Consider the following 20,676-nt stretch of genomic DNA (forward strand, 5'->3'; position numbering starts at 1 on the left):
TAACTCCGAATATGTAACAGAGGCATTGTGCGGGGCCGGACATCGCGTTTTACCCCAATCCGACCCGTTGTTACAACTCTTGCGGCTGCTTCGTAGGAGCTATCCGACCCTTGTCGGACGTTGCCGGCGCTAGAGTGCCCGCCACTCCGGATGGAAGGCTTCCGACCCATGAATCGACGCTTCTTCAGCGCCGTGGCCCTCGCTGCCGCGGCGACCTCGGCCGCCGCGCAAACCGCTGCCGTGGCGCTGCCGGCGCCCCAGAACGTGCTGTCGCTCGCCGCGCAGGCCAGCACTGAAGTGCCCCAGGACCTGCTGACGATCACGCTGGCCGCGCAGCGCGACGGCGCCGATGCGGCCGCCGTGCAATCGCAGCTGCGCCAGGTGCTCGACAACGCGCTCAACGAGGCGCGCAAGGCCCAGCGACCCGGTCAGCTGGACGTGCGCACGGGGCAGTTCGCGCTGTCGCCGCGCTATTCGAACAAGGGCCAGATCGCAGGATGGACCGGCCGCGCGGAGCTGGTGCTCGAAGGCCGCGACAGCGGGGCGATCAGCCAGCTGGCGGGCCGCCTGAGCGGCGCCATGCCGGTGGCGCATGTGATGCACGGCCTGTCGCGCGAGGCGCGCGAGAAAGCCGAAGGTGACGTGGCCGCGCAGGCCATCGCGCGCTTCAGGCAACGCGCCGAGGAGTACGCGCGCCAGTTCGGCTTTGCCGGCTACAGCATCCGCGAGGTCAACGTCGGCCAGGCCGATGGCATGCCGCCGCCGCAACCGATGTTCCGCCGCGCGATGGCCGCGCAGGCCGGCGCCGTGGACGAATCGGTGCCGGTCGAGGCCGGCAAGGCCACCGTCACCGTGACGGTGAACGGCAGCGTGCAGATGTCGGCGCGCTGAGTCCTTTGGTTATTGAGCCACCCAGCCGCCGTCGACGTTCCAGGCCACGCCGCGGATGTTGTCGGCGGCCGGCGAGCAGAGGAACAGCGCCAGCTCGGCCAGCTGTTCCGGCGTCGTGAATTGCAGCGACGGCTGCTTCTCGGCCAGCAGCTGGCGCTTGGCTTCCTCGTCCGAGATGCCGGCCTGCGCGGCGCGCGCATCGACCTGCTTCTGCACCAGCGGCGTCAACACCCAGCCCGGGCAGATCGCGTTCACCGTGACGCCGGTGGTCGCGTTCTCCAGCGCCACCGACTTCGTGAAGCCGACGATGCCGTGCTTGGCCGCGACATAGGCCGACTTCTGCGCCGATGCGACGAGCCCGTGCACCGACGCGATGTTCAGCACGCGGCCCCAGTTGCGCGCCTTCATGCCGGGCAGCGCGCAGCGCGTGGTGTGGAAGGCCGAGCTCAGGTTGATCGCGATGATCGCGTCCCAGCGCTCGACCGGGAAGTCCTCGACCGGCGCGACATGCTGGATGCCGGCGTTGTTGACCAGGATGTCGACGGCACCGAACTCGGCCTCGCAGGCGCGCACCATCGCCTCGATCTCGGCCGGCTTGCTCATGTCGGCCCCGTGGTACGACACCCGGCCGCCGAGCGCGGCGACCTCGGCCTTCGCGCCGTCGACGTCGCCGAATCCGTTGAGCATCACGTTGGCACCCTGGCGCGCGAGCGCGAGCGCGACACCCAGGCCGATGCCGCTGGTCGATCCGGTGACGAGGGCGGTCTTTCCGTTCAACATGCAAATCTCCGTTGATGCAGATGCGTCTTGCGCGAATGAGATGGCCCGGGCGACCACCACGGGCGTCCGGGCCTGCGATGATTATCGGCAAGGAGTCTGAATCGTGACTGAACCCCGCCTGCACCACGTCCCCTGCCTCGACAGCAGCCTGTCGCTGCACCGCGTCGCCTACTGGGAGTGGGGCGATCCGGCGAACGACAAGGTCCTGGTCTGCGTGCACGGCCTGTCGCGCCAGGGGCGCGACTTCGACACGCTGGCGCAGGCGCTCATGGATGAGTACCGCGTCGTGGCGGTGGATGTGGTCGGCCGCGGCCAGTCCGACTGGCTCGTCGACCCGATGGGCTACACGATTCCCGCCTACGTGGCCGACATGGTCACCGTGCTGGCGCGCCTGAACGCGGCGACAGTCGACTGGATCGGCACGTCCATGGGCGGCCTGATCGGGCTGGGCATCGCCGCGCTGAAGGGCTCGCCGGTGCGGCGCCTCGTGCTCAACGACGTCGGCCCGTCGATCGAGCCGGCGTCGCTGCAGCGTATCGGCACCTACCTGGGGCAGCCGGCGCACTGGGCGACGCTGGACGAAGCGGCGGACGCGCTGTGGGCGATCTCGCAGGGCTTCGGCCCGCACACGCGCGAGCAATGGCTGGAGCTGACGAAGCCGATGCTCAAGCCCGACGGCGACGGCTACAAGCCGCACTACGACCCGGCGATCGCCGTGCCCTTCCGCATGATCACCCCCGAGGCCGCGCAGGCCGGCGAGGCGATGTTGTGGGCGGCCTGGGAGCGGCTGTCGCCGCCGGTGCTGCTGCTGCGCGGTGCCGATTCGGACCTGCTGTCGCACGCAACCGCGCAGCAGATGACACAGCGCGGCCCGCGTGCGCAGCTGGTCGAGTTCCCCGGCGTCGGCCACGCGCCGCTGCTGCAGCAGCCCGACCAGGTGCAGGTGGTGGCCGACTTCCTGCGCTCGCCATGAAGACGCGCGCCGTCGCCACGGCGGAAGCGGACGCCGCACCGATCGTGCGGCTGTCGGACGCCGAGCTCGATGCAGGGTTCGGCGCCGCAGGCCCGGCCGATGACCACGGCGCCGCGGCGCTGCTGCGCGCGCGGGCCTTCTCCGAACCGCTGCTCACGGGCCAGCGCCTGGACACCGGGGAGGACGCGCTCGGCCACGCCGACGGGGTGGCCGCGATCCTGCAGGCGATCGGGGCCGCGCCGTCGATGCGGGCGGCCGCCTACCTGGTGTATGCCGGCGACTTCCTGCAGCGGCCGGAGGAAATGGTCGCCAAGGCCTTCGGCGAGAGCTACGCGAGCCTGGTTGCGCACACCCGCAAGCTGGTGCAGATCCAGCGCGCCGCGCGCGAGGCGCAGGTCGAGGCCGAGCAGCGCGCACTGCAGACCGAGCGCGTGCGCAAGATGCTGCTGGCCTTCTCGCGCGACCTGCGCGTGGTGCTGCTGCGGCTGGCGTCGCGCCTGCAGACCCTGCGCTGGTACGCGAGCACCAAGCAGACCTGCCCGAAGCCGCTGGCGGAAGAGACGCAGCAGGTCTTCGCGCCGCTCGCCAGCCGGCTGGGCATCTGGCAGATCAAGTGGGAGCTCGAGGACCTGGCATTCCGCGTCCTGCGGCCCGACGACTATCGCCAGCTCGCCCGGCAGCTCGCCGAGTCGCGCATCGAGCGCGAGCGCAGCGTCGAAGGCGTGCGCCGGCAGATGCTGCAGGAGCTGGCCGCCGTCGGCATCGCCGCGGAAGTGCAGGGCCGGCCGAAGCACCTGTACAGCATCTGGAAGAAGATGCAGGGCAAGCAGCTCGCGCTCGGCCAGGTCTTCGACGTGCGCGCGCTGCGCGTGATCGTGGCCGATGTGCATGCGTGTTATGCCGCGCTGTCGCGTGTGCACGAGCGCTACCGCGCGGTGGCCGGCGAGTACGACGACTACATCGCCCGCCCCAAGCCCAACGGCTACCAGTCGCTGCATACCGTCGTGCTCGGCGACGACGGCCGACCGGTGGAGGTGCAGATCCGCACGCAGGCGATGCACGAACATGCCGAGCACGGTGTCGCGGCGCACTGGGCCTACAAGGAGGCGGGCACCAAGGGCTACGCGGGTGTCAGCGCCGCGGGGGACTTCGAGGAGCGCGTCGCCGAGGCCCGCAAGGCGGTGCTGCGGCAACTGCTCGCCTGGGAGCGCGACTTCGTCGACCAGGCGGCCGGCGGGGCGGGCCCCTCGGGCGGCGCAGGCCCGTCGGGCCCTTCCTTCGAGGACCGCATCTACGTCTTCACGCCGCAGGCCACCGTCATCGAGCTGCCGGCCGGGGCCACGCCGATCGACTTCGCCTACAGCGTGCACACCGATCTCGGCCACCGCTGCCGCGGCGCGCGCGTCGACGGCGCGATGCTGCCGCTGAACACGCCGTTGGCCAACGGGCAGACGGTGGAGGTGATCGCGGCAAAGGAGGGCGGTCCGTCGCTCGACTGGCTCAACAGCGAGCTCGGGTACCTGAAGAGCCACCGGTCGCGCGCGAAGGTGCGCGCGTGGTTCAACGCGCAGGCGCTGTCGGGCACCGTCGCGCGCGGCCGCGAACTGGTCGAGAAGCTCCTGCAGCGCGAAGGGCGAACAGCGCTGAAGCTCGACGACCTCGCCGCCCAGCTCGGCTTCAAGGGCGCCGACGCGTTGTTCGAGGTCGTCGGCAAGGACGAGTACTCGCTGCGCCACATCGAGAACCTGCTGAAGCCGGCCGAGCCGCCGGCGCCGCAGGAAGAGATCATTCCGCTCAAGCGCGCGCGCGGCACCGAGGGCGGCGTGCTGGTGGTCGGCGTCGAGTCGCTGCTGACGCAGCTGGCGCGCTGCTGCCGTCCGGCACCGCCCGATGCGATCGCGGGTTATGTCACGCGCGGCAAGGGCGTCGCGATCCATCGCGCCAACTGCAGCAACTTCCGCCACATGGCCGAGCAGCAGCCCGACCGCGTGATCCCGGTGACCTGGGGCGAGACCCCCGCCGGCCGCGAGGCGGCGTACCCGGTCGACGTGGTCGTCGAGGCGGCCGACCGGCCGGGCCTGCTGCGCGACATCTCGGAGGTCTTCACGAAGGACAAGCTCAACGTGATCGGCGTGCACACGCAGACGGTCAAGGACGTCACCGGCGGCACTGCGTTCATGACCTTCACCGCCGAGGTTGCCGACGCGCACCGGCTGGCGTCGGTGCTGCGCGTGGTCGCGCAGATCCCGGGCGTGCGCCGTGCGCGCCGGCGCTGAGACACGGCGGCGTGCACGCGACTTTTTGATCCGGCATCACGCGTCGCATCAGGAGCCGCCAAAATCCCATGCTATAGTCCATGGCTTCGCAGGCGCGTAGCTCAGCTGGTTAGAGCACCACCTTGACATGGTGGGGGTCGTTGGTTCGAGTCCAATCGCGCCTACCAAATTCGGTAGAGAGAACAAGCACCTGGCGGCGACGCCAGGTGCTTTTTTCTTGGCGGTACCGGGAAGCGGAGTCGACCTCCGCGTCGGGTGGTGACTCAGTCCGCGACGTCGGCCGTCGTCGCCGGCGTGCAGACCAGCCTGGACAGTTCACCGAGGCCGACCGGCGGCACCGTCAGCCAGGGCAATGCATAGAGCCGCTGCGCGAGACCCGCGGACAGGCGCTCGATCTGCCGGCGTTCACCCGTGAGCCGGGCCTGCAGCAGGGGGTCGTGCGTTCCCGCCGCGAGCACGCTCTTGTTGAGCACCCAGGCGTAGGGTTCGATGCGGGCGCGGCGCAGGTCGTCCTGCAGCGCGGCCGCCTGGGACACCGAGGTCACCTCGGGCAGGGTCACCAGGATGATCTTCGTGTACGCGGCATCCTGCAGCCGCATCAGCGGCGTCACGACGCGCGCCGCGCCATGGCCTTCGAACTCGCGCGTCATCTGCCGGTGGTAGGCGCCGGTCGCGTCCATCAGCAGCATCGAGTGCCCGGTGGGTGCGGTGTCCAGCACCACGAAGGCACTGCGGCCCTCGCCGACGATGCGGGAGAAGGCATGGAACACCGCCACTTCCTCGGTGCAGGGTGACTGCAGGTCCTCCAGCAGCAGGGCCTGCTCCTGCGGGTCGAGCGCGGGGGACTTCGCGGCCATGATCTTGTCGATGTAGCGCTGGGTCTCGACCTTCGGATCGATGCGGCTCACCCTCAAGCCCGGCAGTTCGCCCTCCAGCGTACCGGCGAGGTGCGCGGCCGGATCGGTGGTGGTGAGGTGCACGGTCCTGCCGCGCTGCACGAGGCCGATGGCCAGGGCCGCGGCGATGGTGGTCTTGCCGACGCCGCCCTTGCCCATCACCATGACCAGGCCATGACCGGCCGCGGCCAGGTCGTCGGCCAGCGCGGCCAGATCGGGCAGCGGGTTGGCGTCATGGCCTGAAGCGGTCGCGGGCGGGGCCACCGCGGCGGCGCCCGGTGCCAGCAAGGCACGAAGCGCCTGCAGGCCGACGGTGTCGAACGGGCGCAGCGGCACGCGGTCCTGCGGCAGTTCCCGCAGCGATGCCGGCATGCCGTCCAGCGCCTGCTGCCCGAGGTCCTCGATCGCTCGGGCCACGGCATCGCCGCGGTCGATGGCGTGGAACAGTCCGTTGATCGCCAGGCGCTGGTTGTTCAGCCCCAGCGCGCGCAACTCGACCGAGGTGCGCGCGGCTTCCGCGATGGCGCCGCGCTCGGGCCGGCTCACCAGGACGACCGTGGTCTTCGCGGGGTCGCTCAGCGCATCGAGCGCGGCCTTGAAGCGGACCTCCTGCATCTTCAGGCCGGAGTGCGGGCCGAGGCAGGACGCACCGCGGTCATTGCCTTCGAGGAATCCGGTCCAGGCCTTCGGCAGGCTCAGCAGGCGCAGCGTGTGACCGGTGGGCGCCGTGTCGAAGACGATGTGGTCCCAGGCTTGCGTGCCGTCGGCCAGCAGGGAGGAGAACTCGTCGAAGGACGCGATCTCGGTCGTGCAGGCACCGGACAGCTGCTCGCGCACCGTGGACAGCGCTTCTTCGCCCGCGCTGGCGCCCATCTGCGCCAGCACGCGCTGGCGGTAGGACTCCGCGGCGTTGTCGGGGTCGATGTTGAGCACCGACAGGCCGGGCGCGCCGGGCACCGGGACGGGCGTGTTGCGCAGTTCGATGCCGAGCATCTCGTCGAGGTTGGAAGCGGCGTCGGTGCTGACGAGCAGCACCTTCCTGCCGGCGTCGGCCAGCGCCAGCGCCGCGGCGGTGGACAACGAGGTCTTGCCCACGCCGCCCTTGCCGGTGAAGAAGAGATGCCGCGTGGGATGGTCGATGAAGCCGACGCGGGCGGGTTCGAAGCAGTCCTGCGCCGCTTCGTTGACATGCAGGGGGCGATCCATGGCGTCGACTATGCGCCGAAGTCGCGACCCGGCCTTGACCGCGATCACCTCCGCCATCGCCCTCGCGACAAGGCCCGCACCGAGGTGCCCTTGCCGCCTCACGCTTCATCGCCGGTCAGACCCGAGGCGGATCCGATTCGCGGTCGAAGCGGCGAGGTGAGCCGATGGCGGCGGCGAAGGCCGCGATGCCGCTGGCCGCTTCGTCCGCGCCGACGGCAATCAGCGCGGGGTCGCCCTGGTCGACCGGCACGCCGGCACGCTGCAGCACGGTCGCGCCGGCACCGATCGCCAGCAAGGGCTTGCAGTGGCGGTAGGTGCAGCGCACGCCGTCCAGGGCGTTGGCGTCCGCGGCGATCGCATCGGCCGCGGCCGGGCCGTCGAGCAGTGCCACGGCGTCGAACAGGAACGCCGGCTCGTTCTCGAACGAGGCGTCGGCCTCCAGCGTCCCGGCGCGTCCGACGTGCACCGGGCCGATGCGGGGGCCGAGCACGCGCACCGCGGCGCCGCCCTCGGCCAGTTGCGCCCGCAGCGCATCGACCATCGCCACGTCAACACCCGGCGCGACGAAGACCGCCACCTTGCGGCCGCGGATCGAGCCGTCCCCCGGACGCGCCATCAGCGACAGCGCCGGCGACCGGTCGATCTCGGCGCGCGGTGGCGTCTGCAGCGCGCGCGGCAGCGGCTCGGGCAGCGCGTCGAGGCCGATGCCTTCGCCGACCTGCCGCGCCAGATCCTCCGATGCGTTGCGCAGCGAGGCGACCATGCGCCGGCGCACGGCAGCCACGGTGACCTTGCTGAGCTCGAAACGGAAGGCGGCCGCGATGTGCGCCTGCTCCACCGGCGTCTGGCTCTCGTAGAACAGCCGCGCCTGCGTGTAGTGGTCGGCGAACTTCTCGGGCTTGGCCCGCACCTTGGCCTGCTGCTCCTCGGCGCGCTGGCGCGCGGGTACCGAGACGAAGCCCTGCTCGGCCCCGGCCTGGAACGGGCACCCGCCGGCCAGCGAGTTCGGCTCGTAGGACACGCGGCCGCGATGGATCGCCTGCCGGTGCATGCCGTCGCGCTGGTTGTTGTGCACCTGCGCGATCGGCGCATTGATCGGGATCTCGTGGAAATTCGGGCCGCCCAGCCGCGAGATCTGCGTGTCGTGGTACGAATGGATGCGGCCGGCCAGCAGCGGGTCGTTGCTGAAGTCGATGCCGGGAACGATGTTCGCGGTGCAGAAGGCGACCTGCTCGGTCTCGGCGAAGAAGTTGTCCGGATTGCGGTCGAGCACCATGCGGCCCACCGGCCGCAGCGGCACCAGTTCCTCCGGCACGATCTTGGTGGCGTCGAGGATGTCGAAGCTGAAGGCCTCGGCCTGCTCTTCGGTGAAGACCTGAACGTTCAGCTCGTACTCCGGGAACGCGCCGTTCTCGATGCGCTCCCACAGGTCGCGGCGGTGGAAGTCCGGGTCGGCGCCCGAGATCTTGACCGCCTCGTCCCAGACCAGCGAATGCGTGCCGGCGCGCGGCAGCCAGTGGAACTTGCAGAACACCGACTCGCCCTCGGCGTTCACCAGCCGGAAGGTGTGCACGCCGAAGCCCTGCATCGTCGCGTAGCTGCGCGGGATCGCGCGGTCGCTCATCACCCACATCAGCATGTGCGTCGACTCGGGCATCAGCGAGACGAAGTCCCAGAAGGTGTCGTGCGCGCTGGCGGCCTGCGGCATCTGGTGGTGCGGCTCGGGCTTGACCGCATGCACGAGGTCCGGGAACTTCATCGCGTCCTGGATGAAGAACACCGGCATGTTGTTGCCCACCAGGTCCCAGTTGCCTTCGTCGGTGTAGAACTTGACGGCGAAGCCGCGCACGTCGCGCGCGGTGTCCTTCGAGCCGCGTTCGCCGGCGACGGTCGAGAAGCGCACGAACACCGGCGTGCGCTTGCCGGCGGCCTGGAACGGCGCGGCACGGGTGAGCTCGGTCAGCGGTTCATAGCACTCGAAGTAACCGTGGGCCGCCGAGCCGCGCGCGTGCACGATGCGTTCGGGAATGCGCTCGTGGTCGAAGTGCGTGACCTTCTCGCGCAGGATGAAGTCCTCCAGCAGCACCGGGCCGCGCGGGCCGTCCTTCAGCGAGTTCTGGTTGTCGGCGATGCGCACGCCCTGGTTCGTCGTCAGCGCCTGACCGGACGAGTCGACGCGCACGCGGTCCAGCGATTCGATCGTCGCGTTCAGCCCGTCGACCGCGATGCTGCCGGTCTTGTCGCTGCCCTGCGCTTCGGACAGCGTGCTGCCGGTGACCAGGCGGGACGGCGGATCGACCACCGCGCCCATCGGCGGATCGATGCCGTTGTCGAAGCCGTGTTCGTCGGGCTTCGTGGGGTTGAAGGGCATCGCGCCGGCCAGCACCTCGACCTCGCGCGCCTGGCGGGCGGTGGGGCTGTCCGGATCGATGCCGGGCGGCGTCGCCGTCGTGGCAGGGCCGCTGTCGGTGCGCGCCGGGGGAGCAGCCTTGCCGGGCCGGGTGGCGGGGCTGGAGGGCGGGAGCTTCTTGGGCATGGCATGGACTCCGTGATGTTCGTCGGAGCCCTCGGCAACGCATGTGCCCGGCGTCGCTGCGCGGTCCTCCTCAGAGCAGCAGGAACGCCGCCGCCGCGACGACCGTGGGGCCCAGCGCGCCGAGGAAGAGCGCACCCGCGCCGACGGACCCATCGGCGAAACCTCGCCGCAGCAGCGCCAGCCCGGCCGGATTGGGCGCGTTGGCGATCACGGTCAGGCCTCCGCCTGCGACCGCGCCGGCCACCAGCATGTACTTCGCGGGGTCCGGCATGCCCTGGATCTGGGACCCCAGGTAGGTCAGCGCCGCGTTGTCCGTGACCGCGGTCAAGCCCAGCGCGCCGAAGAAGAGCGCCAGCGGCTCGAGCGCCGAGACGATCGGCTGCAGCCACCAGCGCTGCAGCCCGCCGAGCACGACCAGGCCGGCGAGGAAGAAGGCCACCAGCAGCGCTTCCTTGATCAGCAGCGGGTCCTGGTGGCGGTCATAGGCCTGCGCGAAGCCGAGGAACAGCAGGAAGAGGCCGAGGAAAGCGACCGGGTGGTGCGCCGTCAGCACCACCCCGGCCAGCAGCGCGAGGTGCACGGCGATCACCGCACTGGGCACCGGCGGCGCCAGCGCCACGTCGGCATCCGCCGCCGGGTCCTGCCCGACGAGGTGCTTGCGCAGCACGAAGGCCGCCACCGTCGCATTCAGCAGCACGGCCAGCGCCGCCTTCCAGCCGAAGGTCGACAGCATGAAGGCGCTGTCCCAGTTCCAGGTCGATGCCACCATCAGCACCGGCGGCGCCGCGTACGACGTCAGCGTGCCGCCGATCGACACGTTGACGAAGAGCACGCCGATGGCCAGGTACTTCGGCGGCTCGGGCAGCGTGGACCGGAACACGATGGGCGCCAGCATCAGCGCCGCGATCGTCATCGCCGCGGGCTCGGTGACCAGCGATCCGAGCAGCGGCACCACCGCCAGGCCCAGCCACGCCGTGGCCACCCGCGCAGGCACCGGCATCAGCTTCGCGCACAGTTCCACGAGCGAGCGCACGGCCTGCAGCACCGGCCGCGATCCGGCGATGACCATCACGACGAACACGAACATCGGCTCGGTGTAGTTGCGGGACTCGGCGTACTGCAAGGCCTCGCCCGCGCCCGAGAGCAAGGCCATCGCGGCGATCAGCACGATCGCCCAGAAGCCGAAGACGATCTCGACCTCGCCCAGCAGATGGAACAGGCCGGCATGCCCGGGCAGCCGGTGGGCCAGCCGCTCGAAATGCTTGGTGGAGAAGGTGTGGATCAGCGCCGCGGCAAAAAGGCCGGCGGCGACCAGGTCGATGGAGGGTGGGAGCATGGTCGACAGGCGGCAGGACACCCGCGAGGCGGCCCGACCTTCGCGCAAACCTGCTGCATCACGCCGATCCAGCACCCGCGGCCAGTCTAACGGCGTCCACGAAGCGGCGGCCGTCCACGCCGCTGCGCGATTGCCCACAGGCGCGGTGGACAACGCTGTGGGTATCCGGGGCATGCGTGCCATATCCCCTTTGTGCGACAACACGATGACGCCGTTTGCCCAAAGAAGTGGCAGCGCCGGCCCGGCACGGTCTTGACGGAGCGCAAGCGGGCGCCGCGGGCCGTTCGTAGACTGCCTTCGCTTGAACGACGCCACCGAATCCGCCCACATCCCCCGCCTGCCGGCCCGTCGCCGCGCCGCGAGGGCGGCGCCCCTGCTGCTGCTCACGGCGCTGCTGTTCGCGGGTGTGCCGGCCGCAGGGGCCGGGCCGCCGGGCTTCGCCGCGGCGCTGCAACGCAGCCTGCCGCTCGCCTTTGGCGTCTACGGCATCGAGGCGGAGCCGCTGCAGGCCGGCGACGAGCCGGCGCGGTCGCTGGCCGGACCGGCCCGCGTGGGAGCCGGCTTCCTGATCGACGCGAAGGGCCTGGCCGTCACCGCCGCGCACGTGGTCGTCGGCAGCCGGCGGGTGGCGGTCAAGATGGCCGACGAACGGGTGCTGGAAGCAGAGGTGATCGGCGCCGACGAAGAGGCCGACATCGCGCTCGTGCGCCTGCCGGTCACCCTGGCTTCGGCGCCGGTATTCGGCCGCACCGCGGCCTTGCGCGCCGGCGACTGGGTGCTGGCGGTCGGCGAGCCGTATGGCCTGGCCAGTTCGGTCGCCGCCGGCATCGTCGGCGGCAAGCGCCGGCACTTCGCGGAAGAGCCGGGCATGACCTACATCCAGACCGACGCGGCCCTCAACCCGGGCAACTCGGGTGGCCCGCTGCTCGATGCCGACGGCGCGATCGTCGGCATGAACGTGCGCACCGTGGTCGCCGCCGCGGGTTCGCCGGGCGTCAGCCTGTCGATCCCGATCGAGGTGGTGCTGCAGATCGCGCGCGAGCTGCAAGAGGGCTCGATCGTGCGGCCGAAGCTGGGCGCCGAGTTCCATGACCTCAGCCCGGTCGAGGCGCTGGCGCTCGGCCGCGCCTACGCGCACGGCGCGCTGATCGAGCTGGTCGCGGTGCGCAGCCCGGCCGAGCGCGCGGGCTTGCGCTCCGGCGACCTTGTCGTCGGCTTCGAAGGACGGCCGATCGTCGGCAGCGCCGACCTCGCGCTGGCGCTGCTGTCGTGGCGCCGCGTGCCCGGCACCCGCTTCACCGTCTGGCGTGACGGGCACTACCGGCAGCTGGTGCTGGCCGAGTGATGGACGCGTCGGACGACCCCGGACCGCGCGGCCTGGACGCCGCCACCGTGTCCGCGCGGCGGCGCCGCGACGGCGCGAACCGCCTGCCGCAGCCCGACCGTCGCGGCCTGCTGCGCATTGCCTGGCAGGCGCTCACGCAGCCGATGCTGCTGCTGCTGCTGGCCGCGGGCAGCGTCTATGCCGCGGTCGGCGAGCTCGACGACGCGCTGCTGCTCGGTGTCTCGGTGCTGGCGGTGGCGGCGCTTGCGATCTGGCAGGAACAGCGCAGCGAACGGGTGCTGCGTTCGCTGGCCGACCTGTCCAGCCCGCGCTGCCGCGTCGTGCGCGACGGTGGCGTGCAGGGCATCGCCAGCGAAGACCTGGTGCGGGGCGACCGGTTGATCGTCGCCGAGGGCGACCGGCTGGCGGCGGACGCGCGGCTCGTCGAGGCAAGCGGGCTGCGCGTCGACGAGTCGCTGCTGACCGGCGAGTCGGTGCCGGTGGACAAGCGCGCCGGGCCTGCGGGTGCGGACGGCGACGCCGCGCTGCTGCATGCCGGCAGCCTGGTGGTGCAGGGCGACGGCGTGGCCGTGGTGCAGGCGATCGGCGCGCAGACCGCGCTCGGCCGCATCGGCGGCTCGCTGCGCCAGATCGCGCCGCGACCGAGCCGGCTGCAGCAGGAGCTGAAGCGGCTGGTGCGCATCGTTGCGGTGCTGGCGGTCTTCACCTGCCTCGGCGCCGGCGTGCTGTACGCCTGGCGCGAGGGCTCGTGGACCAGCGGCCTGCTGGTCGGGCTGACGCTGGCGATGTCGCTGATTCCCGAGGAGTTCGCGGTGGTCTGGAGCGTGATGCTGGCGCTGGGCGCGTGGCGGCTGGCCCAGGTGCGGGTGCTGACGCGCCAGCCTCAGGCGATCGAGGCCCTCGGCACCGTCAGCGTGCTGTGCGTCGACAAGACCGGCACGCTGACCCACAACCGCATGACGCTCGCCCGCCTGCACGACGGCGTGCTGTCGGCGCCGCCGGGCGCCCCCGCGCAGGCGCCGCCGGACGATCCGGCGTTCGCGCCGCCGGACGATCCCGCGCTCGCGCCGTCGTTGCGCGCATTGCTCGATGCGGCCGCGATGGCCTGCAGCCCGCAGCCGATCGAGCCGATGGACCGCGCGGTGCTGGCCGCGCACGGCACCGCGCGCGCGGTGGGCGATGGCGCGGTGATGGCGGCGCACGTCGGCACCGGCGACGACCGGCCCTTCGTCGTGCACTGGTGGCGCGCGGCGGCGTCCGCGCGCGTGGTGCTGAAAGGGGCGCCGGAAGCGGTGCTGGCGCTGTGCGACGACGACCCCGCGCGCCTGGCCGCGCTGCGCGCCGCCGCCGAGACCTTCAGCGCCGCCGGGCAGCGCGTGCTGGCGGTGGCCTCGCGCGAGGCGGCCGCGGTGCCGCATGTGTCGCTGCAGGTGCCGGCGGGCGGACTGCAGGCGCTTGGCCTGCTGGTCTTCGAGGACCCGCTGCGCGACGAGGTGCCCGCGGCCATCGCCGCCTGCCGCGCCGCCGGCATGCGGGTGGTGATGATCACCGGCGATGCGCCGGCCACGGCGCTGGCGATCGCGCGCCAGGCCGGCCTCGTCGACGGCGACGCCGGCGCCGTGATGACCGGCGCCGAGCTCGACCGGCTCGACGATGCGGCGCTCGCAGCGCGGCTGCGCCATGCCGGCGTCTTCGCACGCATCGCGCCGGCCCAGAAGCTGCGGCTGGTGCGCGCGCTGCAGGCGCAGGGCGCCGTCGTGGCGATGACCGGCGACGGCGTCAACGACGCGCCGGCGCTGCGCGCGGCCGACGTCGGCGTCGCGATGGGCCGGCGCGGCACCGATGTCGCGCGCGAGGCGGCCTCGCTGGTGCTGCTGGACGACGACTTCAGCGCGATGGTGAAGGGCGTGGCCGGCGGGCGGCGCATCTTCGAGAACCTGCGCAAGTCGCTGGGCTACCTGTTCGCGGTGCACGTGCCGATCGTCGGCGTGTCGCTGATCCCGCTGCTGGCGGGCGGGCCGGTGCTGCTGCTGCCGCTGCACGTCGTGCTGCTGGAGCTGATCATCGATCCGGCCTGCTCGCTCGTCTTCGAGGCCGAGGAGCCGCCGGACGACCTGATGCGCCAGCCGCCGCGGCCCGCCTCGGCGCGGCTGTTCGCGCTCGACGCGGCGCTGCGTGCACTGGCCGCCGGCGCCGTCGCGTTCGGAGGAGTCGCCGTCGTCTATGCAATCGGCAGCCTGGCCGGCGCAACGGCCGAGTACCTCCGGCTGGCCGTGCTGGTCGCCATCGTGATCGGCAACCTGCTGCTGCTGCGCTGGTTCCGCGGCTCGGCCCGCGACCATGACGCGTCGAATCCGGTTTATCTTTCGCTGCTCGTCGTGCTGGGTGGCGTGTGCAGCGCGCTGCTCGCGCTGCCCTGGGCCGCCGGTCCGTTCGGCCTGCCGCCCGGCCTGGCGCCCTGGGCGCTGGTGCCGGCGCTGCCGACGGCCTGGGCCGCTGCGCGGCTGATGTCGGTGCGCGCGGCGCTGCGTGTGCGCGCCGCGGCCGCGTGAATTGATCCGCGTCAACGGCGGCAGGGGGGCGTTGACGGACAAACAGGGCATGCCGACGCCCGACGCCGATGCACCGCTGTTCCGCGCTCGCGGCCTCGCGAAGACCTACCGGACCGGGGAGGTCGAGGTGCGCGCGCTGCGCGAGGTGGACCTGGACATCGCGCGCGGCGAGTTCATCGTGCTGCTCGGGCCTTCGGGCAGCGGCAAGTCGACGCTGCTGAACATCCTCGGTGGGCTCGACGTGCCGAGCGAGGGCACGCTGGAGTTCGACGGCCGGCGGCTCGACGGCGCCGGCGAGGCCGCGCTGACATCGTTCCGCCGCGAGCACGTCGGCTTCGTCTTCCAGTTCTACAACCTGATCCCCAGCCTGACCGTGCGCGAGAACGTCGCGCTGGTGACCGACATCGCGCGCGACCCGATGCCGGTGGACGAGGCGGTGGCGCAGGTCGGCCTGGCACCGCGGCGCGACCACTTTCCGGCGCAGCTGTCCGGTGGCGAGCAGCAGCGCGTGGCCATTGCGCGCGCGATCGCCAAGCGGCCCGAGGTGCTGCTGTGCGACGAGCCGACCGGCGCGCTCGACTACCAGACCGGCAAGCTGGTGCTGGAGGTGATCGCGCGCGTCAACCGCGAGCTCGGCACCACGGCGATCGTCATCACCCACAACGCGGCGATCGCCGGCATGGCCGATCGCGTGATCCACCTCGGCGACGGCCGCATCCAGCGCATCGAGGTGCCGGCGCGCAAACTCACGCCCAGCGAGCTGGCATGGTGAACAGGCCCACCCCCGTCGCCTGCATCGGACGCCGATGAAAGCCCTCGACCGCAAGCTGCTGCGCGACTTGCGCCTGCTGTGGAGCCAGGCGCTGACGATCGCGCTGGTCGTCGGCGCGGGCATCGCCGGCTTCGTCACCAGCCTGTCGGCGGTCGACTCGCTGGCCACCGCACGCGACGCCTACTACGCCAGCGGGCGCTTCGGCGATGTCTTCGCGGCGCTCAAGCGCGCACCGGCGTCGCTGGAAGCGAACCTGCGCGAGCTGACCGGCGTTGCCGACGTGCAGACCGGCCTCGACGCGATGGTGCGGGTGACGCTGTCCGGCGTGGCCGATCCGATCATCGGCCAGCTGATCGGGCTGGACCTGCAGCGGGCGCAGCGGCTGAACGTGGTCGCCGTGTCGGCGGGCCGCATGCTGCAGCCGGACGAGGCGGGCAGCGGCACGCAGGCGATTCCCGTGCTGGTGTCGCGCGGCTTCGCGCAGGCGCGCGGGCTGAAGCCCGGCGACGAGCTGCAGGCGCAGATCAACGGGCGGCTGCGCACCTTGCGCGTCAGCGGCCATGCGCTGTCGCCGGAGTTCGTCTTCGCCGGCCTGTGGGGCATGCCGGACATGCGCGGCTACGGCGTGTTCTGGCTCGACCGGCGCGTGCTCGCGGCGGCCTACGACATGCAGGGCGCGTTCAACCGGGTCGCCGTCCGGCTGGCGCCCGCGGCCGATGCGCAGGCCACCATCGATGCGCTGTCGCGCCTGCTGGCGCCGTACGGCGGCCGCGACGTGCATGGCCGCGCCGAGCAGCCGTCGCACCAGATGCTGGACAACGAGATCAAGGAGCAGCGCGTCATCGGCACCGTGCTGCCGGCGATCTTCCTCGGCGTCGCGGCCTTCCTGCTGCACGTGGTGATCTCGCGCCTGGTCGGAACGCAGCGCGAGCAGATCGCGGCGCTGAAGGCGCTGGGCTACCCCGACGCCGCGATCGGGCTGCACTACCTCAAGCTCGTGCTGCTGATCGTCGCCGTCGGGCTGGCGATCGGGCTGCTGCTCGGGCGCCAGCTGGGCGAGATGTTCACCGGGCTGTACGCCGAGTTCTTCCAGTTTCCGCGCTTCGAGCACCGGATGGCGCCCTGGCTGGTCGCCACCAGTGCCGGCGTGGCGCTGGCGACCACGGTGCTGGGCACGCTGAACGCGGTGCTGTCGACCGTGCGCCTGCCGCCGGCCGAGGCGATGCGCCCGCCGGCGCCGGGCCACTTCCGCCGCACCCTGCTCGAACGCCTGGGCGTGCACCGCATGGCGCCGGCGCTGCGCATGATCGTGCGCAACATGGAGCGGCGGCCGTTGCGCACCGCCATCGGTATCGGCGGCATCGCCGCGGCGGTGGCCATCACCATCATGGGCAACTTCTTCCGCGACGCGATCGACACCATCGTGCACACGCAGTTCCAGCTCGGGCTGCGGGGCGATGTCACCGTCTGGACCGCCGAGCCGCTGGACGACGCCGCCCGGCTGCAGCTGGCGCGCCTGCCCGGCGTGCGGGCGGTGGAGTCGACCCGCTTCGTGCCGATCACGCTGGTGAACGGCCACCGGCGCGAGCGCAGCATGATCCGCGGTTATGCAGCGCGGCCCGACCTCTACCGCGTGATCGACGTGGCCGGGCGCGACACCCTGCTCGACGGCGGCGCGCTGGTGCTGACCGACCGACTGGCGCACAAGCTCGGCTTGCGCGTGGGCGACACGGTGCAGGCCGAGGTGCTGATCGGCGCGCCGCGCACGCTCGAGTTGACCGTGGGCGGCACGGTGCGCGAGATGATGGGGCTGAACGCCTACATGGACCGCACGGCGCTGAACCGCGCGCTCGGCGAAGGCGACGTCGCCACCGGCTGGGTGCTGGGCGTCGAGCCCGGTCGCGAGACGGCGCTGCTCGAGGCGACGAAGGCGCTGCCGCGTGCGGCCGGCGCCTTCAGCAAGGCGACGATGCTGCGCAACATGCAGGAGATCAGCGCGCGCAACGTGCGCATCATGAGCACGGTGCTGACCGCCTTCGCCGCGGTGATCTCGATCGGCGTCGTCTACAACAACGCGCGCATCGCGCTGGCCGAGCGCGGCTGGGAGCTGGCGTCGCTGCGCGTGCTGGGCTTCACGCGCGCGGAGGTGTCGGCGCTGCTGCTGGGCGAGCTGGCGCTGGCGATCCTGATCGCGCTGCCGCTCGGCATGGCCGCGGGTTGGGCGCTGGTCAACGGCATCAACGAGCTGCTGGCCTCCGACCAGTTCCTGTTCCCGGCCACCATCCGGCCGCGCACCTACGCCTGGGCCGCACTGTGCGTGCTGGCCGCGGGCATCGCCAGCGCGCTGGTCGTGCGCCGGCGCATCGACCGCCTCGACCTGGTGGCGGTGCTGAAGACGAGGGAATGATGATGAAGAAGACGACGTTGGCCGGCTCGATCGGCGCGGCGCTGGCCGCCGCGCTGCTGCTGGCCTGGGCCTTCGCGCCGCGGCCGCTGGTGGTGGAGACCGCGGTGGCGACCCAGGGCCGATTCGAGGCGTCGATCGAGGAAGACGGCCGCACGCGGCTGCGCGATCGCTACGTGGTCTCGGCGCCGCTGGCCGGCCGGGTGCAGCGCATCGTGCTGCGCGAGGGGGACCGCATCGAAGCCGGCGCGGTGGTCGCGACGCTGGAGCCGGTGCTGTCGCCGCTGGTCGACGAGCGCACGCTGCGCGAGCAGCAGGCCCAGCTGCAGATCGCGCAGGCGACGGTGCAGCGCGCCGCCGCCCGATGGGAGCAGGCGCGCGTGCAGCGGCAGCAGGCGGCCAACGAGGCGCTGCGCAGCGAGCAGCTGGCGCAGCAGGGCTTCCTCGCACCGACGCGGCTGGACACCGATCGCCTGGCGCTGGCCGCGGCGACCAAGGAGCTGGACGCGGCCGAGAGTGATCGGCGTGTCGCCGCGCATGGTGTCGCGCAGGCCCGCGCGGCGCTGGAGGCGGTGCGGCAGCCGGCGCCGGGCCGCGCCTTCACGCTGCAGGCGCCGGTGGCCGGCACCGTGCTGCGGGTGCTGCAGGCCAGCGAGACCAGCGTTGCGCTCGGCACGCCGCTGCTCGAGCTGGGTGACCTCGGCGCGCTGGAGATCGTCGCCGAACTGCTGACCGGCGATGCGCTGCGCGCGTTGCCCGGCAGCCGCGTGGTGATCGAGCGCTGGGGCGGACCCGGCGTGCTGGAAGGGCGCGTGCGCCGCGTCGAGCCGGCGGCCTTCACCAAGGTGTCGGCGCTGGGGGTCGAGGAGCAGCGGGTGAAGGTGCTGATCGACCTGGTCGGCCTCGACCGGGCACCGGCACCCGCGCGTGCGCTCGGCGACGGCTTCCGCGTGACCGTGCGCATCGTCACGCTGGCCGAGGAGCGCGCGCTGAAGGTACCGGTGAGCGCGGTGTTCCCGGTCGCCGACGACGGCGGCGGCGGCATGGCGGTGTTCGTCGTGCGCGATGGCCGCGCGCAGCTGCAGCGCGTCGAGGTGGCCGCGCGCAACGGCGGCGAGGCCTGGATCAAGCGCGGCATCGATGCCGGCGCGCAGGTGGTCGTCTACCCGCCACCGGCACTGCAGCCGGGCGTGCGCGTGCAGGTGCACGACAGCACGGCGCGCTGACGGCCGGCGCCGCAGTCCGCGTCGGTCCCGTCCGGGGCACCACCGGACTTGCGCGAGCGCAAGGCCGCCGCACGATCGGCGCCTTAGCGTGCTCCCCATGCAATTGCACTTCCTCGGTGCGGCCGGCACCGTCACCGGCTCCAAGACCCTCGTCGAACACGCCGGCCGGCGTGTGCTGGTCGACTGCGGCCTGTTCCAGGGCGTCAAGCAGCTGCGGCTGCGCAACTGGCGCGAGCTGCCGGTGCCCGCCTCGTCGATCGACGCGGTGGTGCTGACGCATGCGCACCTGGACCACAGCGGCTTCCTGCCGCGGCTGGTGAACCTGGGTTTCCGCGGGCGCGTGCATGCGACACGCGCGAGCTTCGACCTGTGCAAGCTGCTGCTGGTCGACGCCGGCCATCTGTTCGAGGAAGAGGCGGCCTTCGCGAACCGGCACGGCTTCTCACGCCATCAGCCGGCGCTGCCGCTGTTCACCCGTGACGATGCCTTGCGCACGCTGGCGCGTTTCGAGCCGCAGGACTTCGACGAGACCTTCGAGCCGGTGCCGGGCTTGCAGGTCACGCTGCGCCCGGCCGGCCACATCCTCGGCGCAGCCAGCGCCCGGCTGCAGGCCAGCGGGCGTTCCGTGCTCTTTTCGGGCGATCTCGGCCGCGATGACGACCTGGTGATGAAGCCCCCCGCGGCGCCGTCGGCCGCCGACCTGGTGCTGATCGAGTCGACCTACGGCGACCGGCTGCATCCGGCCGTCGATGCGTTGGACGAGCTGGCCAGCGCGATCGGCCGCACGGCGGCGCGCGGCGGCATCGTCGTGATCCCGGCCTTCGCCGTCGGCCGCGCGCAAACGCTGCTGCACATGCTGCAGCAGCTGAAGGCGACGCAACGCATCCCCGACCTGCCCATCTACCTGAACAGCCCGATGGCCGCCGGCGCGACCCGGCTGTACATGCACTGGAACGAGCTGCACCGGCTGTCCGACGCCGATTGCGAGCGCATCGAGGCCGGCACGCGCATCGTCGAGACGGTGGAGGACTCGAAGCGGCTGAACCAGCTGAAGTGGCCCTCGGTCATCGTGTCGGCCAGCGGCATGCTCACCGGCGGCCGCGTGCTGCATCACCTCGTCGCCTATGCCGGCGCTTCGCGCAACACCATCGTGCTGCCGGGCTACCAGGCGCCGGGCACCCGCGGCGCGGCGCTGCTGGGCGGCGCCACGTCGCTGAAGATCCACGGCGAGTACGTGCCGGTGCGCGCCGAGGTGGTCGCGATGGCGTCGCTCTCGGCGCACGCGGACCGCGACGGCCTGCTGCGCTGGCTGGCGCGCCTGCCGTCGCCGCCGCGCGAGGTGCTGGTCGGCCACGGCGAAGCCACCGCGGCCGATGCGCTGCGGCTGGCGATCGAGGAGCGTTTCGGCTGGCGCGCGCGCGTCGCCGAGGACGGCGAACGCCTCGAGCTCGACTGAACGCGGGCCCGCCCGGTCGTCGGGCGA

13 protein-coding genes and 1 tRNA gene are annotated in these 20,676 nt (G+C 72.1%); 10 read left to right on the forward strand and 4 right to left on the reverse strand.

Going from position 1 to position 20,676, the window contains the following annotated elements:
* Positions 1 to 168 precede the first annotated feature (168 nt).
* A complete protein-coding gene (locus tag P1K89_RS22920) occupies positions 169 to 891 on the forward strand; it encodes an SIMPL domain-containing protein (protein WP_284618841.1) in 723 nt (240 codons plus the stop codon).
* Positions 892 to 900: 9 nt separating this feature from the next.
* On the opposite strand, the gene P1K89_RS22925 is transcribed toward P1K89_RS22920, so the two are convergent.
* Positions 901 to 1,671, reverse strand: coding sequence for a 3-hydroxybutyrate dehydrogenase (locus tag P1K89_RS22925; RefSeq protein ID WP_284618842.1), 771 nt, complete (start codon positions 1,669 to 1,671; stop codon positions 901 to 903).
* Between the two features lie 103 nt (positions 1,672 to 1,774).
* On the opposite strand from P1K89_RS22925, the gene P1K89_RS22930 reads away from it, so the two are divergent.
* From P1K89_RS22930 to P1K89_RS22940, 3 genes are all read left to right on the forward strand, one after another.
* A complete protein-coding gene (locus P1K89_RS22930) occupies positions 1,775 to 2,644 on the forward strand; it encodes an alpha/beta fold hydrolase (protein WP_284618843.1) in 870 nt (289 codons plus the stop codon).
* Complete coding sequence (locus P1K89_RS22935) at positions 2,641 to 4,920, forward strand: RelA/SpoT family protein (RefSeq protein ID WP_284618844.1); 2,280 nt, start codon at positions 2,641 to 2,643, stop codon at positions 4,918 to 4,920. The genes P1K89_RS22930 and P1K89_RS22935 overlap by 4 nt, the downstream gene beginning before the upstream one ends.
* A 90-nt stretch (positions 4,921 to 5,010) precedes the next feature.
* Positions 5,011 to 5,087: transfer RNA gene (locus P1K89_RS22940), tRNA-Val, on the forward strand.
* A 96-nt stretch (positions 5,088 to 5,183) separates the two neighbouring features.
* Here the strand turns inward: P1K89_RS22940 and arsA are convergent.
* The 3 genes from arsA to P1K89_RS22955 all read right to left on the reverse strand — a co-directional run bounded on the left by arsA (position 5,184) and on the right by P1K89_RS22955 (position 10,894).
* On the reverse strand, positions 5,184 to 7,022 hold the full coding sequence (gene arsA / locus P1K89_RS22945; RefSeq protein WP_284618845.1) for an arsenical pump-driving ATPase: 1,839 nt from the start codon (positions 7,020 to 7,022) through the stop codon (positions 5,184 to 5,186).
* A gap of 115 nt (positions 7,023 to 7,137) precedes the next feature.
* Entirely contained in the window at positions 7,138 to 9,558 is a 2,421-nt protein-coding gene (locus P1K89_RS22950) for a catalase (protein ID WP_284618846.1), read from the reverse strand.
* 70 nt (positions 9,559 to 9,628) lie between these two features.
* Positions 9,629 to 10,894, reverse strand: a complete 1,266-nt coding sequence (locus tag P1K89_RS22955) for a putative Na+/H+ antiporter (RefSeq protein WP_284618847.1) — start codon at positions 10,892 to 10,894, stop codon at positions 9,629 to 9,631.
* Between the two features lie 301 nt (positions 10,895 to 11,195).
* Here P1K89_RS22955 and P1K89_RS22960 point away from each other — a divergent pair, with 301 nt between their 5' ends.
* From P1K89_RS22960 to P1K89_RS22985, 6 genes are all read left to right on the forward strand, one after another.
* The gene (locus tag P1K89_RS22960) at positions 11,196 to 12,239 is read left to right on the forward strand and encodes a S1C family serine protease (RefSeq protein WP_284618848.1); all 1,044 of its coding nucleotides are present in this window, start codon (positions 11,196 to 11,198) and stop codon (positions 12,237 to 12,239) included.
* Entirely contained in the window at positions 12,239 to 14,791 is a 2,553-nt protein-coding gene (locus tag P1K89_RS22965; protein ID WP_284618849.1) for a cation-translocating P-type ATPase, read from the forward strand. Before P1K89_RS22960 ends, P1K89_RS22965 begins: the two co-directional genes overlap by 1 nt.
* Positions 14,792 to 14,840: 49 nt before the next feature.
* Positions 14,841 to 15,563, forward strand: coding sequence for an ABC transporter ATP-binding protein (locus P1K89_RS22970; protein ID WP_284618850.1), 723 nt, complete (start codon positions 14,841 to 14,843; stop codon positions 15,561 to 15,563).
* A 34-nt stretch (positions 15,564 to 15,597) separates the two neighbouring features.
* Positions 15,598 to 17,970: an ABC transporter permease gene (locus P1K89_RS22975; protein ID WP_284618851.1), complete on the forward strand. Its 2,373-nt coding sequence runs from the start codon at positions 15,598 to 15,600 to the stop codon at positions 17,968 to 17,970.
* 2 nt (positions 17,971 to 17,972) lie between these two features.
* On the forward strand, positions 17,973 to 19,193 hold the full coding sequence (locus tag P1K89_RS22980) for an efflux RND transporter periplasmic adaptor subunit (protein ID WP_350081949.1): 1,221 nt from the start codon (positions 17,973 to 17,975) through the stop codon (positions 19,191 to 19,193).
* A 97-nt stretch (positions 19,194 to 19,290) separates the two neighbouring features.
* Positions 19,291 to 20,649: an MBL fold metallo-hydrolase RNA specificity domain-containing protein gene (locus P1K89_RS22985; protein WP_284618853.1), complete on the forward strand. Its 1,359-nt coding sequence runs from the start codon at positions 19,291 to 19,293 to the stop codon at positions 20,647 to 20,649.
* The last annotated feature ends 27 nt before the right edge of the window (positions 20,650 to 20,676 follow it).

Source organism: Aquabacterium humicola, from assembly GCF_030167915.1.
Classification (GTDB): domain Bacteria; phylum Pseudomonadota; class Gammaproteobacteria; order Burkholderiales; family Burkholderiaceae_C; genus Pseudaquabacterium; species Pseudaquabacterium humicola.